The sequence below is a fragment of the Lysinibacillus telephonicus genome, assembly GCF_039654155.1.
Lineage (GTDB): Bacteria > Bacillota > Bacilli > Bacillales_A > Planococcaceae > Ureibacillus > Ureibacillus telephonicus.
On record NZ_CP155468.1, the window covers coordinates 3,579,424 to 3,598,374 of the forward strand.

Below are 18,951 nucleotides of genomic sequence, written 5' to 3' on the forward strand. Positions count from 1 at the left end.
CATTATCAACATGAGGAAGAATAACTAATCTTTATTTTTTGGAGAATCTTTCAATATCAAATTAGGTACTGCCTTTATTAGATTAATTCTCCTATTAACTTCACAATAGTTTGTGTTGCAATCACAGCCGCCGCTTTATTTGCCCAAGACTCAGGTAAAGCTAATGCCAAAGGAAGAACAACAAGGGAGTTCCGTGTTCCAGCGCTAAAGATAGTGCTCTCTTTCAATTCCCTACTTCTAAATAAAATAACTAAATATGCTTACAGAGTTTTAAATGGTTTCAATTAAACTGTAAATAACTCAATTTTATTGCCTAAAAACATTTTCCTTTTTCTAGAAGGCAACCCATTGTTGAATATTGTTATTTAACCAAAGCCCACGTTAGCGTAACGGCTTATATTACATATACATTTTAAACTCATCAGAAAATAGAATTAATCTCAATTAAGTCCCATACTTCCTTAATTTCTTTCTCGTCCAATTTAACTTTTATAAGCAAATCTTCAATATCTTCTCCTATAATTTCACTTGCAGAATCATAGAACCTCCAAAACATGAAATGACCTGTTCCAGAACCAATATAGTATTCTTCGTCTTTATAAATAAAATGAATTTCTCTGCCCATACTTAAATCCTTAAGAAATTCCTCATAATTGTATTGTTCCATAAGTTTCAACTCCTATTATAGGAACTCATGCCTCCGTTTAGTTCAACAAACATTTTTAATCAATGTTCCATCCAGCTTAATTGCTTCCAAAGGACATTTAGGTGAGTTTTCTCCAGTGAGAATAATTTTTTTCAAGAATCTTTGATAGATTCTTCCTAAAATTCAAAAACATCATTAGCATTAGCTTTGCTTCTAACTTCTTTTGGGTCATATCAAATTCTATATCGTTTTCTGAAAAGAAGTGACAATTAATGGATTAGTTAATTCAAACTCGACTTAGTAGCTTTAAATTTTGTGAGAATGTTGTAAAACAATTCAAGCAACCATCTATTAATAGGAGTTAATATCGGTGTTAATATTAATGCGTAAACGCTACCCCAACCCAAAGTACCTAATTCATTTACACCAATCGTCTCTCTTTTTTGAATTAATCCTCGTACAATATATTCGCCCGTTAATGCTCCTAATGTTGAAATATACCATATCAAAAAAAGTGTTACGAAAAAACTTAGTATCCACATTTTCTTATTTGAAGGAGTATCAATTCTAAAAAAGTACGTTGATAAATATATGAAAGTAATTACACAAGGAAATAAAGCAGCAAAGTATAACCAACTCTCACCCCAAAAAGATACATATCCCCCAGCTATTCCTTGACCAATAAACATGAAAATAAATGAAAAGCATACTGAAAGAACTGCTCCAAATGAAGCTCCAATTAATATTCCTTTTATCATGTTTTCACCTCACATTAAAAGAGAATTTATCATTCTTAATTAATCATGCACGTTATGTTGAATAAGAAAGTTAACATTATTTTGTTATCTGTTCAATTACTTTACCGTCTGAAAACAAGCCTAAAATAGTAGAGCTTATAAGTTTTTCTCCTTAAGTAACTAAAAATCAAAACTTCTCAACCTTCCTCTATATAAAGCAATTTTCCTTCAGAAGAGTAGGCAGAAACCATGTTTACACTTTCATTACCGTCCTCCTGCTCAGATAATAAATACCAAAACCTTCTATCCTTATTTTTTACAATACTTGCCTCTCTTTTTATATTGTCATATTCAACAATAATTTTATTAATCTTAGGGTCAATTATTTCACCTAAGAATACCGTTGTATAAAGACTGTCTTTATCCAAGGAAATATCCCCTTTATGCCAAGCTGACTGACTTAATGTAAAAGATGTTATATCGCCAATATCATACTGATAACCGGAATGTCCTCGATAACCCCACCCATCTTCTTTACTAGTAAAGTGCAGAACTCCATATCCATCTGGAATTTGAAAAAGAGAGAATGCATCATTATCCGTTATTTCCTTTTTATAAATAATATCTGCTGATGGAATACCACTTTCTAATGAAGCTTGTTGTATCGTATTTAATTCTGTTTCTATTTCATCATCTACGTTTTTACAACCTGAAATGATTACAATAAGTACGAATAATATCGAAAATATTAATTTCATCAAGACACCCTTTCACTACCCATTACATTAAATCCCAAATAATTGTTGAAGTGCAGTACTTCACAACCTTAACTATATACTAACATATATATCCAATTTTCATTATAGGTGTTATTCGGTCCCTTCAATGAAAAAGCACTTTCCTTATTCTAGGAAAGTGCTTGATTGTTGAATATTGTAAAGCTAAGTTAAATGAATAATCTTATACTCTCTAAAAGAATAAAATCTAAATATTTAACCCCTTGTATTTAGTGATGGTGTTCATGGACTTCTATTTCGCTTTGTGTCCCTTTTCGCAAGAAGTCTAGATCACTTTCAGAAAGTTCCCCTACAACAAATTGTTTTCTAGGCATAATAATGGAACCCTTATTCCCTGCGTGTACTTTTACAAAATACAGGCCTTCACTGTCAAAATCTTTACTGATACTGTAAGTACCATTCCCCTGATTATTAGCTTCTTCCATATAATACTTTACAGTGCCATCTTGTTTCCATATCTCAAAATGAACAAAATCTGCATCCTTCACTTTTTCTCCCTCTTGGGTAAGATTAACCTGGATAGTCTCTTTTTCATTATCTGAAAAATTGTTGGGAATAATGATTTCCGCCTCTAGGGGAGTCTCTTCTTTATATAGTTTTTCCACGTTCGGTTTAAGGGAACATCCACTAAGTACAGCACTTATAATAAGGATAAAAATAATAAAAATATTTTTTTTCACTCCAAAAACCACCTTTTACATATTGAATTATGCATTTAAGAACTTCCGTAACCTAGGAATTCTTTTAATAATTAGCCAATCTATTGCTAGAACTACAATAAGAGACAAACCTACCAAAGGAAATACTATTCCCAGACCAATCATTAATAGAAGGAAAAATTTCATTTTCTTAATACTAATCGCTTTTGGAGCCCCTAAATCTTTTTTCGGCTTACGTTTCCACCATAAGTAAAAACCACTAACTGCTACTAGAATGATGCCCAGACAAATTAAAAGGCTAATTAATTGGTTAATTAAACCAAACTGAGTACCTTTATGTAAAGTTATTCCCCAGGCAACTATCTTACCTATTAAACCATAATTATCATAGCGGTAATCTGCCAGAACAGCTCCTGTATATTGATCTATATGGATTGTGGCTTCATCCTGAGCTTTTGGAGGGAATGCAGATAACGTAAAAACTCCTTCTTTATCATTTGGGAAAATAACCGTATAACTTGGATGCATTCCTTCACTGTTCGCTATTTCAACAACCTCATCAATCGAAATAGGAATAAGCCCTTGAACTTCCGACTTCGGTACTTCCAATGTTTCTGCTGCCCATGGAACATCTGCTATATCTTTTGTCTGGACTATAGAGGAAGGGGCATCTCCTATCCATACAGATGGCGGATATCCAAAGCCCGTATTAGTAACAAGTGCCTGGAACTGATTTCCCCAAAAACCTGACCACGGCAAACCTGTCATAATCAGAAATAACATCCCTGCTGTAATCCAAAATGCAGGTACTACATGAAGGTCTCTTCTAAAAATCTTTTTCCCCTTATTAAATCTGGGAATAAGTACACCAGACAAGTCTTTTTTCTTCCTTGGGAACCATAAAAAAAGACCTGTAACAATGAGGACTATCGCCCAGCAGGCAGCTAATTCAACAATTCGATCCCCCAAAGTTCCAGCCATTAATTCCCCATGAAATTCTTCAATCCTATCCATTATACGATCAGCATTATTTAACTCTCCAAGTGATTTCCCTGTATAGGGGTCAATAAAAACTGCCAAAGACTCATTATCTGATGTCATTATACTTACTTCGCTCGAACGTTCATCATTTTCTCCCGGACGATACTTTGTCACTACCGAATCAGGGTACAACCTTTTGGCCTCTTCAATTTGCTCTGTGGCTGTTATTCGATCTTCTTGTGGATTAACCTCGTAATAATCTTGATAAATAACATTCTCAATTTGTGGCTTGAATAAATATATAGAACCCGTTATAGCTAGAATAATAAGAAATGGTGCAAAAATAATCCCTGCATAAAAATGCCATCTCCATACTGTTTGGTACAGGGATGCTTTTGTATTTTTTTTATTTGTTGCTTCTTTTATAGAACTCATGTTTTTCCACCTCACTCTTTATGACAACAAGCTTTGCTATTCATTTCTGCTATTATGGCTTGAATAGCTTCGTTAAAACTATATATTTCCCCTCCAAATCCCTGCTGGAATTTTGCAGCTTGTTTCGTAGAATCAAAGACAATGACTTGTGGCTCGCAGCAATTCAAGTTGAGTTCCGCATTCAAAAGAAAGGCAGCCGTTTTGGCACTTATCGTTGTATCTTTCAAAAAGTCACGGCAAATAATCTGCGAGACTTCATTTTCAATATCGTTATATCTTAGAAGACCACAATGTGGGCAGCAAGCTTGTTCAATTTGTTGATTCTTTTTTATTAACTGAACCGAAAATCTTGAGTTTGTATCTTTATAGCAATAAGAACATCGATTTGAGGAAATGTGTGTTTCCATAGAAAGTGTAATGCCATTTGATGTTTTAAAAACTTTTTTTTGCGCTATTAAAGGCTTTAAATCTCGGTAAACAGTCATTTCCGCTACTTGCAGTCTTTTGCTGATTTCTGAAACTCGCAGTGTTCCCTCATTTTCCAGCCATGATAAAATTTGTTGTTGTCTCTCAATCGGTAACATTTTACCCCACCATTCTTTAGGAGATTATTAATACTCCCCAATATATCCATAAAGTAAGAATGGTTTAATTATACATTAAAAGAGAATAATTTATGTTAATTAATGTGAATAATTGTTGAACTTTAACAATTTCAAACATAAAAAAACCCATTTTATAAATGGGCTTTCTCTTTTATCTTAACTATAGAATTGTTTACAAAAGCTTCTAAAACTTTTATATATAAACAGCATATATCTTACTTTTTAATGAATTTTGAATGTTGTTCCTTATTCCATAATGTAATAGCAGTAGCACTACGTTAGTATGTAAATTAATGTAAAGAAATCTATACCTAATAATTCATAATTTATTGCTATTAAGCTAAACAGTGCTACCTAAATAATGAACCTAATGGATTCTATTAAAGAATCCTCTGCATTATTTATTTAACAACTCCAGCAAATTGCTCTCTTAATTTATATTTTTGAATTTTACCTGATGCTGTCATTGGATAGCTATCTATAAAGAGAATGTACTTCGGAATTTTATGCCGTGAAATTTTATTTTTACAATAGTCACGGATTTCTTCCTCTGTCGCCGTTTCACCTTCACGCAAAATGATGAACGCTGCTACTTCTTCACCGTATTTTTCGTCCGGTACTCCGACAATTTGCACGTCTAAAATTTTTGGAAATGTGTAAAGGAACTCTTCTATTTCACGTGGATAAATATTTTCCCCTCCACGAATAATCATATCTTTTAAACGGCCAGTTATTCTGACATAGCCATTTTCATCCATTGTTGCGATATCTCCTGTATGCAGCCAGTTATCGGCATCAATTGCTTCTCTCGTTGCATCAGGATTGTTATAATATCCTTTCATAACATGATAGCCGCGCGTACAAAGCTCCCCATGCGTATTAGGAGGCACTTCTTTGTTCGTTAGTGGATCCACAATTTTCACTTCTACATTTGGTAATGCTCTACCCACTGTTTCTACTTTTAAATCAAACGGATCATTTGCTCTTGTCTGTGTAATGACAGGGGAAGATTCAGTTTGGCCATAACAAATCGTGACATCTTTCATTCCCATTTTCTGAATGACAGCTTTCATTACTTCCACCGGACAGTTTGATCCTGCCATTACACCTGTACGTAATGATGAAAGGTCAAAATCCGCAAAATTTGGTAAGTTCAATTCACTAATAAACATCGTTGGAACACCGTGAAGTGCCGTACATTTTTCTTTTTCCACCGTTTGAAGAACGATTTCCGGATGATAATCTTGAACGGGCACCATTGTTCCTCCACAGCTTACAATCGCTAATGTCCCAATAACACAACCAAAGCAATGGAAGAAAGGCACCGGGATACATAGTCGATCTTCATGAGTCAATTTCATACATTCTGCAATATTAACGGCGTTATTAATTAGATTAGAGTGAGTTAACATAACACCCTTTGGAAAGCCTGTCGTTCCGGAAGTATATTGAATATTAATGACATCATCATAATGGAGGGATGCTTTTCTCTCAGCTAGTTGTTCATCCGTAACAAGGCTTGCGGCATTTAAAATATGTGACCAATTGTAAACTCCACTGTAGGAATTCTCACCTAAAATAATGACATTTTTTAATTTTGGCAAGCGCTTGGATTTTAATTGACCTGGCTTGCAATGTTCTAATTCCGGACACAATTCAAATACCGTATCAATAAATCTATGATCCTTTACTTGTTCAATCAATATAAGTGTTGTGGAGTCCGATTGTTTTAATAAATATTCAAGTTCAGTCGAACGATAATTTGTATTTACCGTAACGAGCGGTGCACCCATTTTTCCAGTGCCAAATTGCAGCGTTACCCATTCAGGTGTATTTGTTGTCCAAACTGCAATATGTTCGCCTTTTTCAATGCCAAGTGCCATTAAACCTTTCGCTACTTGATCACATAGTGCATCCAGCTCTTTATACGACATTCTTAAATCCCTGTCTGAATAGACAAGCGCTTCCCTATTCGGATATTGTTGCGCTTTTTTCTCTAACAATTGACCAATCGTTTGGTAAAGTAAATCTGCCACTTAACTCCTCCTTATTTCTTTTATCAAATTAAAAGTAGCAAAAGTGCTATGAATTTCTGATGTTCCTTCAACAAAACGTTCAACACCATACTCTTTCTTTTAGCCATAACCACCTTTATAACCATAATTAAAAGCAGTCATTTTTTCGAACATCCCATTGTCTTGCTCCTCTTTGATAACGCTTTCTATTTACTCTTGTTTTGATGTCGTTATCATGAATAATTATTCCAAGGGTAACTTATTAAAAAACTGTTATGTAAGATTTGAACATAGCCAATACTTACAAGAAAGATTGCAATATACCACTTAGCTGTTCCCTTTGATTATATGTTTTCTATGTCTTCTCAATGACAGTTGAAATCTATGCAATCTATAGCTATTTAATTTTTATTTTGATGAAGAAGAATAAATTTAAAAAACCTAATAAAAAACTGCTGAGCCCTAAGAAGTAGGCCCAGCAGTTTAAGTTTTATTTTAAATTATAGAAAGATTTTAATCCAAGATATTGAGCTGTTGCTCCTAGTTGATCTTCAATGCGAAGAAGTTGGTTGTATTTTGCTACACGGTCTGTACGTGATGGAGCACCAGTTTTAATTTGACCAGCGTTTGTTGCTACAGCGATATCCGCAATAGTAGCATCCTCTGATTCACCAGAACGATGAGAAATAACCGCTGTATAACCAGCACGTTTTGCCATTTCGATTGCATCGAATGTTTCAGTTAAAGTACCGATTTGGTTAACTTTAATAAGGATTGAGTTTCCTACACCTTGTTCAATACCTTGAGCAAGTTTTTTCGTATTTGTAACGAATAGGTCGTCACCAACTAATTGAACACGATTTCCGATACGTTCTGTCAGTAATTTATGACCTTCCCAGTCGTTTTCATCTAAACCATCTTCAATTGAGATAATTGGGTATTTAGATGTTAATTCTTCATACCAAGCAACCATTTCTTCTGATGTTTTCACAACACCTTCACCAGCTAAGTGGTATTTGCCATCTTCTTTATTGAATAATTCAGAAGATGCTACGTCCATTGCTAAACGAACTTCTTCACCTGGTTTGTAGCCAGCTTTTTCGATTGCTTCTAAAATAACTGTAATTGCTTCTTCGTTAGAGCCTAAATTTGGAGCAAAACCACCTTCATCACCTACAGCAGTGTTGTAGCCTTTAGCTTTTAATACTGCTTTTAAGCTATGAAAAATTTCTGCACCGATGCGAAGTGCATGGCGGAATGATTCAGCACCCACTGGCATAACCATAAATTCTTGAATGTCTACGTTGTTATCCGCGTGAGCTCCACCATTTAGAATATTCATCATTGGTACAGGAAGTTGTTTTGCATTTACTCCACCAAGATATTGATATAACGGAACATCTAAGTAATCTGCTGCAGCATGTGCAACTGCTAAAGATACACCAAGGATAGCGTTGGCACCTAATTTGCCTTTATTTTCAGTTCCATCAAGTTCGATTAATGCTTTATCAATTACTACTTGATCAAGAACAGAATAGTTTCCTTCTAATTCTTCAGCAATAATAGTGTTCACATTTTCAACTGCTTTTAAAACACCTTTACCTAGATAGCGAGATTTGTCGCCATCGCGCAATTCAACTGCTTCATATTCTCCAGTAGATGCACCAGATGGAACGATTGCACGACCGAACGCACCTGACTCTGTAAATACTTCAACTTCAACTGTTGGGTTACCGCGTGAGTCTAATACTTCTCGAGCGTAAACTTGTGTAATAAATGGCATGGTTATCAAATCTCCTTAATAAGTGGTTTTCCTGTCATTTCCTGTGGCTGCTTTACACCTAATAATTTTAACATAGTTGGTGCAAGGTCTGCTAAAATACCATCTTCGCGTAAAATTAAATTAGGTTTTGTCACAATAACAGGGACAGGATTTGTTGTATGTGCTGTCATTGGTTCACCTTCTAAAGTAACTACTTCATCAGAATTCCCATGGTCAGCAGTTATAATTGCCGCGCCGCCTTTTTCAAGTATTGCGTCAACAACTTTACCTAAACATTCATCAACTGCTTCAATTGCCTTAATCGTTGGTTCAAGCATTCCACTATGCCCAACCATATCTGGATTTGCAAAGTTTAAAATAATTGCATCGAATTTATCTGCTGCAATTTCTGCTAGTAGCGCATCTGTTACTTCATAGGCACTCATTTCTGGTTTTAAATCATATGTAGCGACTTTAGGAGAGGCAATTAATATTCGTTCTTCTCCTGGGAATTTCGCTTCACGTCCACCACTCATAAAGAATGTTACGTGTGGATACTTCTCTGTTTCAGCAATACGGAGCTGAGTGAGCCCATTTCTTGAAATGACTTCACCGACAGTATTGACCAAATCAACATTTTCAAACGCAACAAGTGCATTTACATCCACACTATAGTGCGTGAAAGAAACAAATTTTAAATTTTTCGGGTGCTTTTCTGAACGCTTAAATCCAATAAATGTATCATTTGTAAATACAGTAGATAATTGGATTGCACGGTCTGGTCGGAAGTTGAAAAATACAACGGCATCATTTGAATCAATTGTTGCCACTGGTTTACCCTCTTCTGTAATTACGAAAGGAATAACAAATTCATCATATACTTCTCGTTCATAGGAGGATTGAACACCTATTTTTGCTGATACTGCTGTTTGGCCAATTCCATCAACTAACGCTTTATACGTTAATTCAACACGTTCCCAACGTTTATCACGGTCCATTGCATAGTAGCGACCGTGGATTGAAGCAAATTTACCAACACCAATCTCATTCATTTGCTTTTCACTTTCTTCAATGTAGCCAATTGCTGTAGACGGCCCTACATCACGACCATCTAAAAAGCCATGTACATATACTTCTTCTAGACCGTTTGCTTTTGCTAATTTAAGTAAAGCAAATAAATGCTCATAGTGGCTATGCACACCACCATCTGATAGAAGTCCCATCAAATGGAGTTTTGAATTATTTTCTTTTGCATGTTGAACTGCCGCTAAAAATTTATCGTTTTTGAAAAATTCGCCATCACGAATTGATTTATGAATTCGAGTTAGGTTTTGGTACACAATTCTACCCGCACCAATGTTTAAGTGGCCTACTTCTGAATTCCCCATCTGACCATCTGGAAGACCTACCGCTTCCCCACTTGCTGTTAACGTTGCATGAGGAAATTGGTTCCAGTATCGGTCAAAGTTTGGTTTTTTGCTTTGTGCTACTGCATTTCCAAACACCTCATCGCGAAATGCAAAGCCGTCCAAAATAATTAATGCAACGGGTTGTTTAGGCATTGACTGCCGCCTCCAATTTATATCAATTTCGCCTCGGCTAAACCTAATACAGCATATTTGCCGAGGCTATTGCCTTATTCCCTAATTAAGAAGAATGTAAAAATATTTTAGCGAACACTATTTAATAGAGCTAAATATGAATCTACATTTAGGCTTGCTCCGCCTACAAGTGCACCATCAATATGTTCTTTTGATAATAGTTCTTCAATATTTTCTGGTTTTACACTGCCGCCGTATTGAATTCGAATACTTTCTGCAGTGTCTGAGCCATATAGCCCTCCAACTGTTTCGCGAATTTTACCACATACACTATTTGCATCGTCTGCTGTAGCTGTTTTACCTGTACCAATTGCCCATATTGGTTCATACGCAATGACCATATGCTTTACTTCTTCGTCCGTAAAACCTTCTAGTGCTGCCTTTACTTGGCTTGAAACCTTTGCTTCTGTTTGACCTGCTTCACGTTCCTCAAGAGTTTCCCCACAGCAAATGATAGGTACAATACCATGTGATAGTGCTGCTTTGACCTTTTTATTAATCGCTTCATCTGTTTCATTAAAATACTCGCGTCGTTCTGAGTGTCCTAATATAACGTAATCCACATTAATTGCTGATAATTGTGCTGGGCTAATTTCCCCAGTAAACGCACCTTCGTTTTCAAAATGCATATTTTGTGCACCAATTGCTAGATCAGTTTCAATGGCAATATCAACTAAAGTAGGCAAATAAAGTGCTGGGGCACAAATTACTGAATCTACCTTATCTTCTGACGGAATTTTCTCACGTACTGCTTCTGCAAATTCAACTGCCTCGTCAAATGTTTTATACATTTTCCAGTTTCCTGCAATGATTGGTTTACGCATGAAATTGCCTCCCTATTTACTTATCGTTTAAAGCAACTATACCTGGAAGTTGTTTTCCTTCCATTAGTTCTAGTGAAGCTCCTCCACCAGTCGAAATATGATCCATTTCTTTTGCAACGTCAAATTTTTCTACAGCAGCAGCTGAGTCGCCTCCACCGATAATTGTATATCCTTCTGTTTGTGCCATCGCATTTGCAACAGTCTTTGTACCATTTTCGAATTTTTCCATTTCAAATACACCCATTGGACCATTCCAAATAATCAGTTTGGATTGTTTAATAACTTCTGAATATTTTTCAGCCGTTTTTGGACCGATATCTAGCCCCATCCAGTCTTCAGGGATATTTTCAATATCAACAACTTTTGTTTCAGCATCTTTTGAAAATTCGTTTGCTACTACAGTATCAATTGGCATATGAAGCTGAACGCCTTTTTCTTTTGCTTTTTCGATAAAGTCGCGAGCTAGCTCAATTTTATCTTCCTCTAATAAAGATTTTCCGATTGAATATCCTTGAGCTTTTATAAATGTGAAGGATAAACCTCCACCAATAATTAAGTGGTCTACCTTATCAAGTAAGTTTTCAATAACACCAATTTTATCTTTAACTTTTGCACCACCGATAATTGCAGTAAATGGTCTTTCAGGATTTGATAAAGCTTTTCCTAAAACATCTAATTCTTTTTCCATTAATAACCCTGAAACTGCAGGGATATGCTTTGCAATCCCTTCCGTTGAAGCATGTGCACGGTGTGCTGCACCGAATGCATCATTGACGTATAAGTCTGCAAGTTGTGCAAAAGATTTAGCAAGCTGCTCATCATTTTTTTCTTCGCCTTTATGGAAACGAACATTTTCAAGTAGGATAATATCGCCATCTTGCATATTTTCAACAGCAGTCTCTACTGCTTCGCCAATTGATTCATCAAGTTTTGTTACATGTTGATTCATCAGCTCTTCCAAACGTTTTCCAACCTGTGTTAAACGAAATTCTTCTTTCACTTCGCCTTTTGGACGCCCAAGATGTGAGGCTAATATGACTTTCGCACCTCGATTTACTAAATCCTGTATTGTTGGAATTGCTGCACGAATTCGAGTATCATCCGTAATCTCTCCGTCCTCCATTGGAACGTTAAAATCTACACGTACAAATACTCGCTTTCCCTTAACATCTACGTCCTTCATCGTCTTTTTTATAAACATTGAAGAAAACCCTCCTTCAAATTTTAAATATGCCGATATTTTAATTGTTTCTAAGTGGAACTTTCTTTTCAAGAAAGAGTTTCCTTCAAATCCTAATAGAAATGCGGAATACTTTTAAGCCACTTATGCAAAGCAAAATTTTAAATTTTCTTATCTTAAAAAAAGAAGCGATGGGTATGTACCACCGCTCCCTTACCCTTCATCATTATAAATGGTAATAATTATAAAGGCTATACTTTTTGTGCTTAACTAGATAAATATGTCACATATTTTTAAAAAGTATGTCACATTCAACAAATGGCTTTTATTATTTTCCTTGTTGAGTAATATAGTATGCTAAATCTAATAATCGATTAGAGTAACCAATTTCATTATCATACCATGCTAATACTTTAATCATATTGTTATCTAAAACCATTGTTGAAAGACCATCAACAGTAGATGAATGTTTGTTTCCATTATAGTCAATTGAAACTAGAGGCAATTCATTATAGTCTAGAATGCCTTTTAATTCGCCATTAGCGGCTTCTTTTAAAACATTATTTACATCTTCAATAGTTACAGTTGTATTTAGCTCTGCTACAAGGTCAACGCATGATACGTTCGGTGTTGGAACACGCATTGAGAAACCATCTAGTTTTCCTTTTAGCTGCGGTAATACTTTTGCTACAGCAACAGCAGCACCAGTAGTTGTTGGAATCATAGAAACTGCTCCTGCACGTGCACGTCTTGGATCGCTATGTGGGAAGTCCAAAATACGTTGGTCATTTGTGTAAGAGTGAATTGTTGTCATTAATCCACGTTTAATACCAAATTTTTCGTCTAACACTTTTGCTACTGGTGATAAACAGTTTGTTGTACATGATGCATTTGAAATAACGTCCTGTGATGGGTCATATTGAGTATGGTTTACTCCCATTACGTATGTTGGCATATCTCCTTTAGCTGGTGCTGAAAGAATTGCCTTTTTCGCTCCTGCCTGTACGTGCATCGATACTTCTTCTAGTGAACGGAAACGTCCAGTAGATTCAATTGCAACGTCGATATCCAGCTCTCCCCAAGGTAATTTTGAAGGATCTTTTTCTGACAATACTTGTACTCGTTTACCATCAACAATAAAAGCATCGTCCTCTGAAAGCACTTCTCCATTATAAATGCCATGTACTGAATCAAATTTTAATAAGTGTGCTAGTTGATGAGCATCTGATAAGTCATTTACTGCAACTACTTCAAATTCTGGGTTATTAATTGCCTCACGAAAAACTAATCTTCCAATTCGTCCAAAACCGTTAATTGCTATTCTAATTGTCATTGTTTTTTCCTCCAAATAAATAATTATTTATTTATAAAATTTCTAAAGGCTCTAACACAGTTTTGCCTAGAGAAAAATTAATTAACCATTCAAAATTGCATTTGCTGCCCCTTCATCAGTAATTAATGTAGTTTGACTTGCAGCATTTTTAAAATAAGCTTGGATAGCTTTGGCTTTAAAAGCTCCTCCAGCAACCGCAATTATTTTCGGGCTTTTTTTCACCTGATTAAGCTGGATGCCAATAGTGTTGATTCGGTATATAATTTGCCCCAACTCATCAAAATAATATCCAAAAGCTTCACCAACAGCATGTTTTTGTTCTAACAATTGAACTAGTTCTGAGGTTGCATTGCGTCGAACTGCCATCTCTTTTGCTGTGCCTATTCCGTGAATAACAATATCAATTTTTTCATAAAGATCTAAAATTTCTTTAATAACAGGTTCTTTAATAATGGCTTCATACGCATTTTTACTTAAGTTTTCAGGTAAATACAGGGTGCGAAATGTTGCCTGGCACTTCGATGCAAATTCTGAAACCAGCGTATTTGCTTGGTATTTCATTTCATCACCAATACTGCCTCGTGCAGCAACAAAGGATAATGTATTTAAAGACTTGCTTGGCGTTAAAAAATTAGATAATGAAGCTACACTGCTTCCACCAGTAATGGCAACGGTATTATCTTTTTTCGCAATAGCTGTTAAGTGAGCTACAGCTTCTTTTCCAAGAAGTTGTTTTATCCCTTCGTCTTCTTCCAGATTACCTGGTACGATAACAACCTTTTCTATTCCCAGAAGTTTTGCCAATGCTTTTTCCTTTTGAGCCAAGCCTGATAATTCCTGAAAAATTGGTTTTAACTGTTCAAGTATTGCAAACCCATTTTCAGTACAAACCATTCCTTTTGTTGTAATTTTTATTAGCTTTTGATTTTTAAGCAAAGTTGTTTCGTTGCGAACAGATCGTTCAGTAATTTTTAAAGCATCTTGTATCGCCCTTCTTCCAGTTGGACCAGAAACTGATATCGTTTGTAAAATTCGATACCTTAGTTGAAGTAAGGCCGGCAGTTCTGGTACAAGTTGTTGCACTGAATCACTTGCGAAATTTTTATCCAAAGAATACACCTTCAGCTTTCACTTGGGTATTAATTGCCCCACATTATAAAAAATGCCCCAATTAAAGCAAAAAAATAATTTATATATAAAGTATACATTTTTAAGTAAAATTCGACAATGATTTTAGCCTAAAGTTTACAAATTTTCGAATTAATAAAAATTAAACACGTGATGAATTGTAATCCCTGCTAATGGAGTCTTGCTTACTTTCTTGATGAGGACTCACAAATTCATCACTATAAATGTACGTAAAATTACTGAAGTGCTTCCAACAAAGTAACATAATCCAAATTCCCATATTGGATTACTTTTCCTTCCCTTTCAACTACGGGAATCATTAGCATATATTTTTCGTGTATTTGATCATCATCTTCTATATTAATAACTTCAATTTCAAATTCTACATCTTCTTGAACAAGCTTTAATACTGATAGTCCTTCAACACATAACGGACAATCCGGTCTACTATAAAATTGTACTTTCATTTCAAACTCCTCCAAATTAAAATGAAACTTAAATTCTTATTCGATTTTTCTTAAGTTTTTAACCTTCTATAAAAATAAAAGGTATTTTAAATTAGCATCGCAAAAAAGTGATGAATAATCAAATTTAAGTTACGCAAACTAATGCTGTACGTTTTTGTACATTAAAATCTAGGAGGAGTGTAATTAATGGAAAATCAATTTGAATCTCAAGCTATGCAAGGTAATATGCCTCTTTCGACGAACCATGGTGCACATGAAATTTTAGATGTTCATGAAGTTCTTAGCGCATCGATCGGTGCAATGAATACATTTATTTTCTTACGTCCACATGTACAAGACCAAGAACTTCTTAATATTTTGGACAGACAATACGCATTTATGCTTGATGAGTATAACATCACTGCTGAATGTTTTAAAACTGGACAAGATCCAAGCCACCCAACAGGTTCATACAAAATGCAAATGGGCAACGATACTAAATATGGTTTAACACCAGGTCAGCCTAAAAAACCAATGCAATCAGCAAATGAAATTAACGACGCTATTATCTCTGGCTTCTTGTTAAGCTGCCACAAAATGGGTGCTACAGGTAAAACAACAGCTGCACTTGAGTCAACAAACCCTGTAGTAAGACGTGTATTACAAGATTCTATTCAAAACTGTATTGAAATGGCATACGAATTATCGCTATATCAAAACAAAAATGGATACTACCAAGTTCCACAGCTTTCACCTCAAGATATGCAAGCAATGTTAAATATGTACGGACAAGCTGACAAAGCAAAAGATATGCCTAACTAATAAGAAAAGCGGAGGCGGCTAGTTCTGGCTCGACTTGCGCTGGAAGCTTCCGCCAAGCGTGCTTGCACGCGCAGAAGGAAGCTGAAGCGACACGAGAGCCAAGCCGCCGTAGCTGGACAATAAGAAAAGCGGAGGCGCCCTGGTTAGCCCCGACATGCGCTGGCCGACAAAAGCGCCACATCGTGTGGCATTGTCGGCACTTGCACATCAGTGTGCGGCGGATGGCCCGAATCGAAAGCCCGCTTTCGACCGAGGGACCGAAGCGACCTCGAGGGGCTGGGCGCTGGAGCTAGACATTCAGAAAAGCGGAGGCGGCTGTTCTGGCTCGACTTGCGCTGGAAGCCTTCCGCCAAGCGTGCTTGCACGCGCAGAAGGAAGCTGAAGCGACACGAGAGCCAAGCCGCCGTAGCTGGAGCTAGAAAAGCGGAAGCCTCTCTACTTTTTTAGTACATTAAAAAATCCATTTGATGGCTAGTCAAACCATCAAATGGATTTTACTTTTATAATACTTTTCCTAAAAATGCTTTTGTACGTTCATTTTTAGGATTACTGAATATTTCGGCCGGTTTTCCTTCTTCCACAATGTAACCGCCGTCCATGAATACAACTCGGTCCGCAACCTCTCGTGCAAAGCCCATTTCATGGGTTACAACTACCATTGTCATTCCTTCAAATGCCAGCTGTTTCATTACATCTAAAACTTCATTTACCATTTCAGGATCTAGGGCAGAGGTTGGTTCATCAAATAACATAACTTTTGGCTTCATAGCAAGGGCACGTGCGATGGCTACACGTTGTTGTTGACCACCTGATAATTGCTGCGGATAATTATGTGCTTTTTCGCGAAGCCCTACTTTATCAAGCAACTCCAGTGCCAACTTCTCTGCATCTGGCTTTGACATTTTTCGAATAAGCATAGGCGCCATCGTAATATTATCAATCACCGTCATATGCGGGAAAAGATTAAATTGCTGAAATACCATCCCAACTTCTGTACGAATATCATTAATATTTGTTGACGAATCATTAACTTTGACTCCGTTAATATATACTGCACCATCTGTTATTTCTTCTAGTAAATTGATACATCTTAAAAATGTACTTTTACCTGACCCAGAAGGACCAATAACACAGACAACCTCTTTTTCATGAACTTCGTAGTCAATTCCTTTTAATACTTCAAGCTTATCAAAATATTTGTGTAAATTTTCTACTTTTATCATGCTTCAACCCGCCCTTCTCGTTTTCTTCGCGGATTGTAGTCATTGCTAAATCTCTTTTCAACAAATGCAACTACCTTCGTTACGAGGTAAGTTAATATTAAGTACAGTATCGCTGCTACTAAGTATGGTTCCCAGAAACGTTGGTATGCACCTGCAACTACTTTTGCAGCATATAAAATGTCGTTGGCAGCAATAACAGTAACAAGTGAAGAATCTTTTAATAATGCGATAAATTCATTCCCTAATGGAGGAATCATACGACGGAATGCTTGCGGCAAAATAATTTTTCGCATAGCCTGGCCCTGTGTTAAACCAAGGGAACGAGCTGCTTCCATTTGCCCTTTATCGATTGACTGAACTCCGGCGCGAATAATTTCTGCGTTATATGCACCACTGTTTAAAATAAGTGCTGTTATACCTGAAACCATAAATCCAAATGATTGACCGAAAACCGCGGGAATAAATGCTAAATGAATAATCAAAATTTGTACAAGCATTGGCGTACCACGGAATAAGTCAACATAGATTTTACAAGGCCAATAAATCCATTTTCTTTTAGAGGTTTCACCAAGCCCTACTAAAATACCTAATATGATACCGCCGATATAACCGCAAACTGTTAATACGATCGTTACCCAGATACCACGTAAAAATAACTCACGGTAGTTCCAGATAATGTCCCAGCGTAAATCTAAGAAGTCCATCTGAAACACCCCCAATTATTATTCGATTTCTTGACCTGTAATTTCTGCTAGCTTGCCATTATCTTTAATTTTTTGAAGTCCTTCGTTCAATTTATCAAGCACTTCTGTATTTCCTTTTTTCACCATAAATCCATAGTATTCACTTTCGAAGCTATCATCTTCAATAGAAACTAATTTTTGTTCTGGATTGTTTTTAATGTATTGAAGGACTACTGCGTTATCACCAATAGCCGCTTCAGCTGTACCATTTACTACTTCTTGAATAGCGATTGGAAGGTTTTCATAAGCCATAATATTTGTACTTGTTTGACCTTGTAAATCTTGTGCTGCCATATGTCCTGTTGTGTTAATTTGAACTGCAACCTTTTTATCTGCTAAATCAGCTAATGATTTAATATCTGAACCTTCTTTTACGATTATTAATTGAGTAGCTTCATAATATGGATCTGTAAAATCATAAGTTTCTTTACGTTCATCTGTAATCGTAATCGCTGAAGCCCCCATATCAATTTCACCATTTGTTACTTGTTGGAATACCGGCTCCCAGCCAACATTACGAACTTCAAATTCAACACCAATTTCATTTCCAATAGCATTAAGAATATCAACATCAAGCCCAACAACATTTCCCTTGTCGTCCATATATTCAAATGGTGCGTATGTAGCCTCTGTACCCACTACTAATTTAGTAATTTCATCTCCGCCTTCTGAACCTGTTGAACCAGAAGATGTTTCAGATTCCGAGCCACTTGTACCACAAGCCGCAAGAATAATAGATACTGCTGCAAAAATCATAAACATTGATAAGAATTTAATTTTTTTCAATATTGAAACCCCCTATTAAGTAATTTATTATTTCCAACAACAATTGTCTGATTATTGAAAACAACTATATGATATTTTACATTATATAAATTTCGAAATTTTTATACAATACAAAATTCAATAAAAGAATAATAAATATGAAAAATTATAGTCATTTTATACAATCAAAGATGGAGAAAAAAGTCGAAACATAAGGAATTGTTGGGCTTTTTAACTATTGAAAAAATT

At 35.8% G+C, this 18,951-nt stretch carries 18 protein-coding genes and 1 pseudogene; 1 reads left to right on the forward strand and 18 read right to left on the reverse strand.

Annotation, left to right across the window (positions count from 1 at the left end; translation table 11 throughout):
• Positions 1 to 24: 24 nt before the first annotated feature.
• From MKY04_RS17345 to MKY04_RS17415, 15 genes and pseudogenes are all read right to left on the reverse strand, one after another.
• Positions 25 to 212 (reverse strand): annotated as a pseudogene (locus MKY04_RS17345) (arsenic resistance protein); the annotation flags it as partial.
• Between the two features lie 209 nt (positions 213 to 421).
• Positions 422 to 667 (reverse strand): hypothetical protein, encoded by a 246-nt coding sequence (locus tag MKY04_RS17350; protein WP_346234835.1) that lies wholly within the window; start codon positions 665 to 667, stop codon positions 422 to 424.
• A 260-nt stretch (positions 668 to 927) separates the two neighbouring features.
• A complete protein-coding gene (locus MKY04_RS17355; RefSeq protein ID WP_346234836.1) occupies positions 928 to 1,404 on the reverse strand; it encodes a hypothetical protein in 477 nt (158 codons plus the stop codon).
• Positions 1,405 to 1,580: 176 nt separating this feature from the next.
• Positions 1,581 to 2,141, reverse strand: coding sequence for a hypothetical protein (locus MKY04_RS17360; protein WP_346234837.1), 561 nt, complete (start codon positions 2,139 to 2,141; stop codon positions 1,581 to 1,583).
• Between the two features lie 248 nt (positions 2,142 to 2,389).
• Positions 2,390 to 2,860, reverse strand: a complete 471-nt coding sequence (locus MKY04_RS17365) for a FixH family protein (RefSeq protein WP_346234838.1) — start codon at positions 2,858 to 2,860, stop codon at positions 2,390 to 2,392.
• 27 nt (positions 2,861 to 2,887) lie between these two features.
• Positions 2,888 to 4,255: a PepSY domain-containing protein gene (locus MKY04_RS17370; RefSeq protein WP_346234839.1), complete on the reverse strand. Its 1,368-nt coding sequence runs from the start codon at positions 4,253 to 4,255 to the stop codon at positions 2,888 to 2,890.
• A gap of 11 nt (positions 4,256 to 4,266) precedes the next feature.
• Complete coding sequence (locus tag MKY04_RS17375; protein ID WP_346234840.1) at positions 4,267 to 4,839, reverse strand: DeoR family transcriptional regulator; 573 nt, start codon at positions 4,837 to 4,839, stop codon at positions 4,267 to 4,269.
• A gap of 422 nt (positions 4,840 to 5,261) precedes the next feature.
• Positions 5,262 to 6,896 carry an AMP-binding protein gene (locus MKY04_RS17380; RefSeq protein WP_346234841.1) on the reverse strand — a complete coding sequence of 545 codons (1,635 nt, stop codon included), beginning with the start codon at positions 6,894 to 6,896 and terminating at the stop codon, positions 5,262 to 5,264.
• Between the two features lie 469 nt (positions 6,897 to 7,365).
• Positions 7,366 to 8,658 (reverse strand): phosphopyruvate hydratase, encoded by a 1,293-nt coding sequence (gene eno, locus MKY04_RS17385; RefSeq protein ID WP_126295131.1) that lies wholly within the window; start codon positions 8,656 to 8,658, stop codon positions 7,366 to 7,368.
• A gap of 5 nt (positions 8,659 to 8,663) precedes the next feature.
• Positions 8,664 to 10,199, reverse strand: coding sequence for a 2,3-bisphosphoglycerate-independent phosphoglycerate mutase (gene gpmI, locus MKY04_RS17390; RefSeq protein ID WP_126295132.1), 1,536 nt, complete (start codon positions 10,197 to 10,199; stop codon positions 8,664 to 8,666).
• Between the two features lie 107 nt (positions 10,200 to 10,306).
• Entirely contained in the window at positions 10,307 to 11,062 is a 756-nt protein-coding gene (gene tpiA, locus MKY04_RS17395) for a triose-phosphate isomerase (RefSeq protein ID WP_126295133.1), read from the reverse strand.
• Between the two features lie 16 nt (positions 11,063 to 11,078).
• Positions 11,079 to 12,263, reverse strand: coding sequence for a phosphoglycerate kinase (locus tag MKY04_RS17400; RefSeq protein WP_126295134.1), 1,185 nt, complete (start codon positions 12,261 to 12,263; stop codon positions 11,079 to 11,081).
• Between the two features lie 307 nt (positions 12,264 to 12,570).
• Entirely contained in the window at positions 12,571 to 13,575 is a 1,005-nt protein-coding gene (gene gap, locus MKY04_RS17405) for a type I glyceraldehyde-3-phosphate dehydrogenase (RefSeq protein ID WP_126295135.1), read from the reverse strand.
• Between the two features lie 81 nt (positions 13,576 to 13,656).
• Positions 13,657 to 14,685, reverse strand: coding sequence for a sugar-binding transcriptional regulator (locus MKY04_RS17410; protein WP_126295136.1), 1,029 nt, complete (start codon positions 14,683 to 14,685; stop codon positions 13,657 to 13,659).
• A 254-nt stretch (positions 14,686 to 14,939) separates the two neighbouring features.
• On the reverse strand, positions 14,940 to 15,170 hold the full coding sequence (locus MKY04_RS17415; protein WP_126295137.1) for a glutaredoxin family protein: 231 nt from the start codon (positions 15,168 to 15,170) through the stop codon (positions 14,940 to 14,942).
• Positions 15,171 to 15,356: 186 nt separating this feature from the next.
• Here MKY04_RS17415 and MKY04_RS17420 point away from each other — a divergent pair, with 186 nt between their 5' ends.
• A complete protein-coding gene (locus MKY04_RS17420; protein WP_126295138.1) occupies positions 15,357 to 15,971 on the forward strand; it encodes a spore coat protein in 615 nt (204 codons plus the stop codon).
• A 500-nt stretch (positions 15,972 to 16,471) separates the two neighbouring features.
• Here the strand turns inward: MKY04_RS17420 and MKY04_RS17425 are convergent, their stop codons facing one another.
• The 3 genes from MKY04_RS17425 to MKY04_RS17435 are packed head-to-tail and all read right to left on the reverse strand — an operon-like array spanning position 16,472 to position 18,723.
• Positions 16,472 to 17,194: an amino acid ABC transporter ATP-binding protein gene (locus MKY04_RS17425; protein WP_126295139.1), complete on the reverse strand. Its 723-nt coding sequence runs from the start codon at positions 17,192 to 17,194 to the stop codon at positions 16,472 to 16,474.
• Positions 17,191 to 17,898, reverse strand: coding sequence for an amino acid ABC transporter permease (locus MKY04_RS17430; protein ID WP_126295140.1), 708 nt, complete (start codon positions 17,896 to 17,898; stop codon positions 17,191 to 17,193). The genes MKY04_RS17425 and MKY04_RS17430 overlap by 4 nt, the downstream gene beginning before the upstream one ends.
• Positions 17,899 to 17,916: 18 nt before the next feature.
• Positions 17,917 to 18,723 (reverse strand): basic amino acid ABC transporter substrate-binding protein, encoded by an 807-nt coding sequence (locus tag MKY04_RS17435; protein WP_246020386.1) that lies wholly within the window; start codon positions 18,721 to 18,723, stop codon positions 17,917 to 17,919.
• Positions 18,724 to 18,951 lie beyond the last annotated feature (228 nt).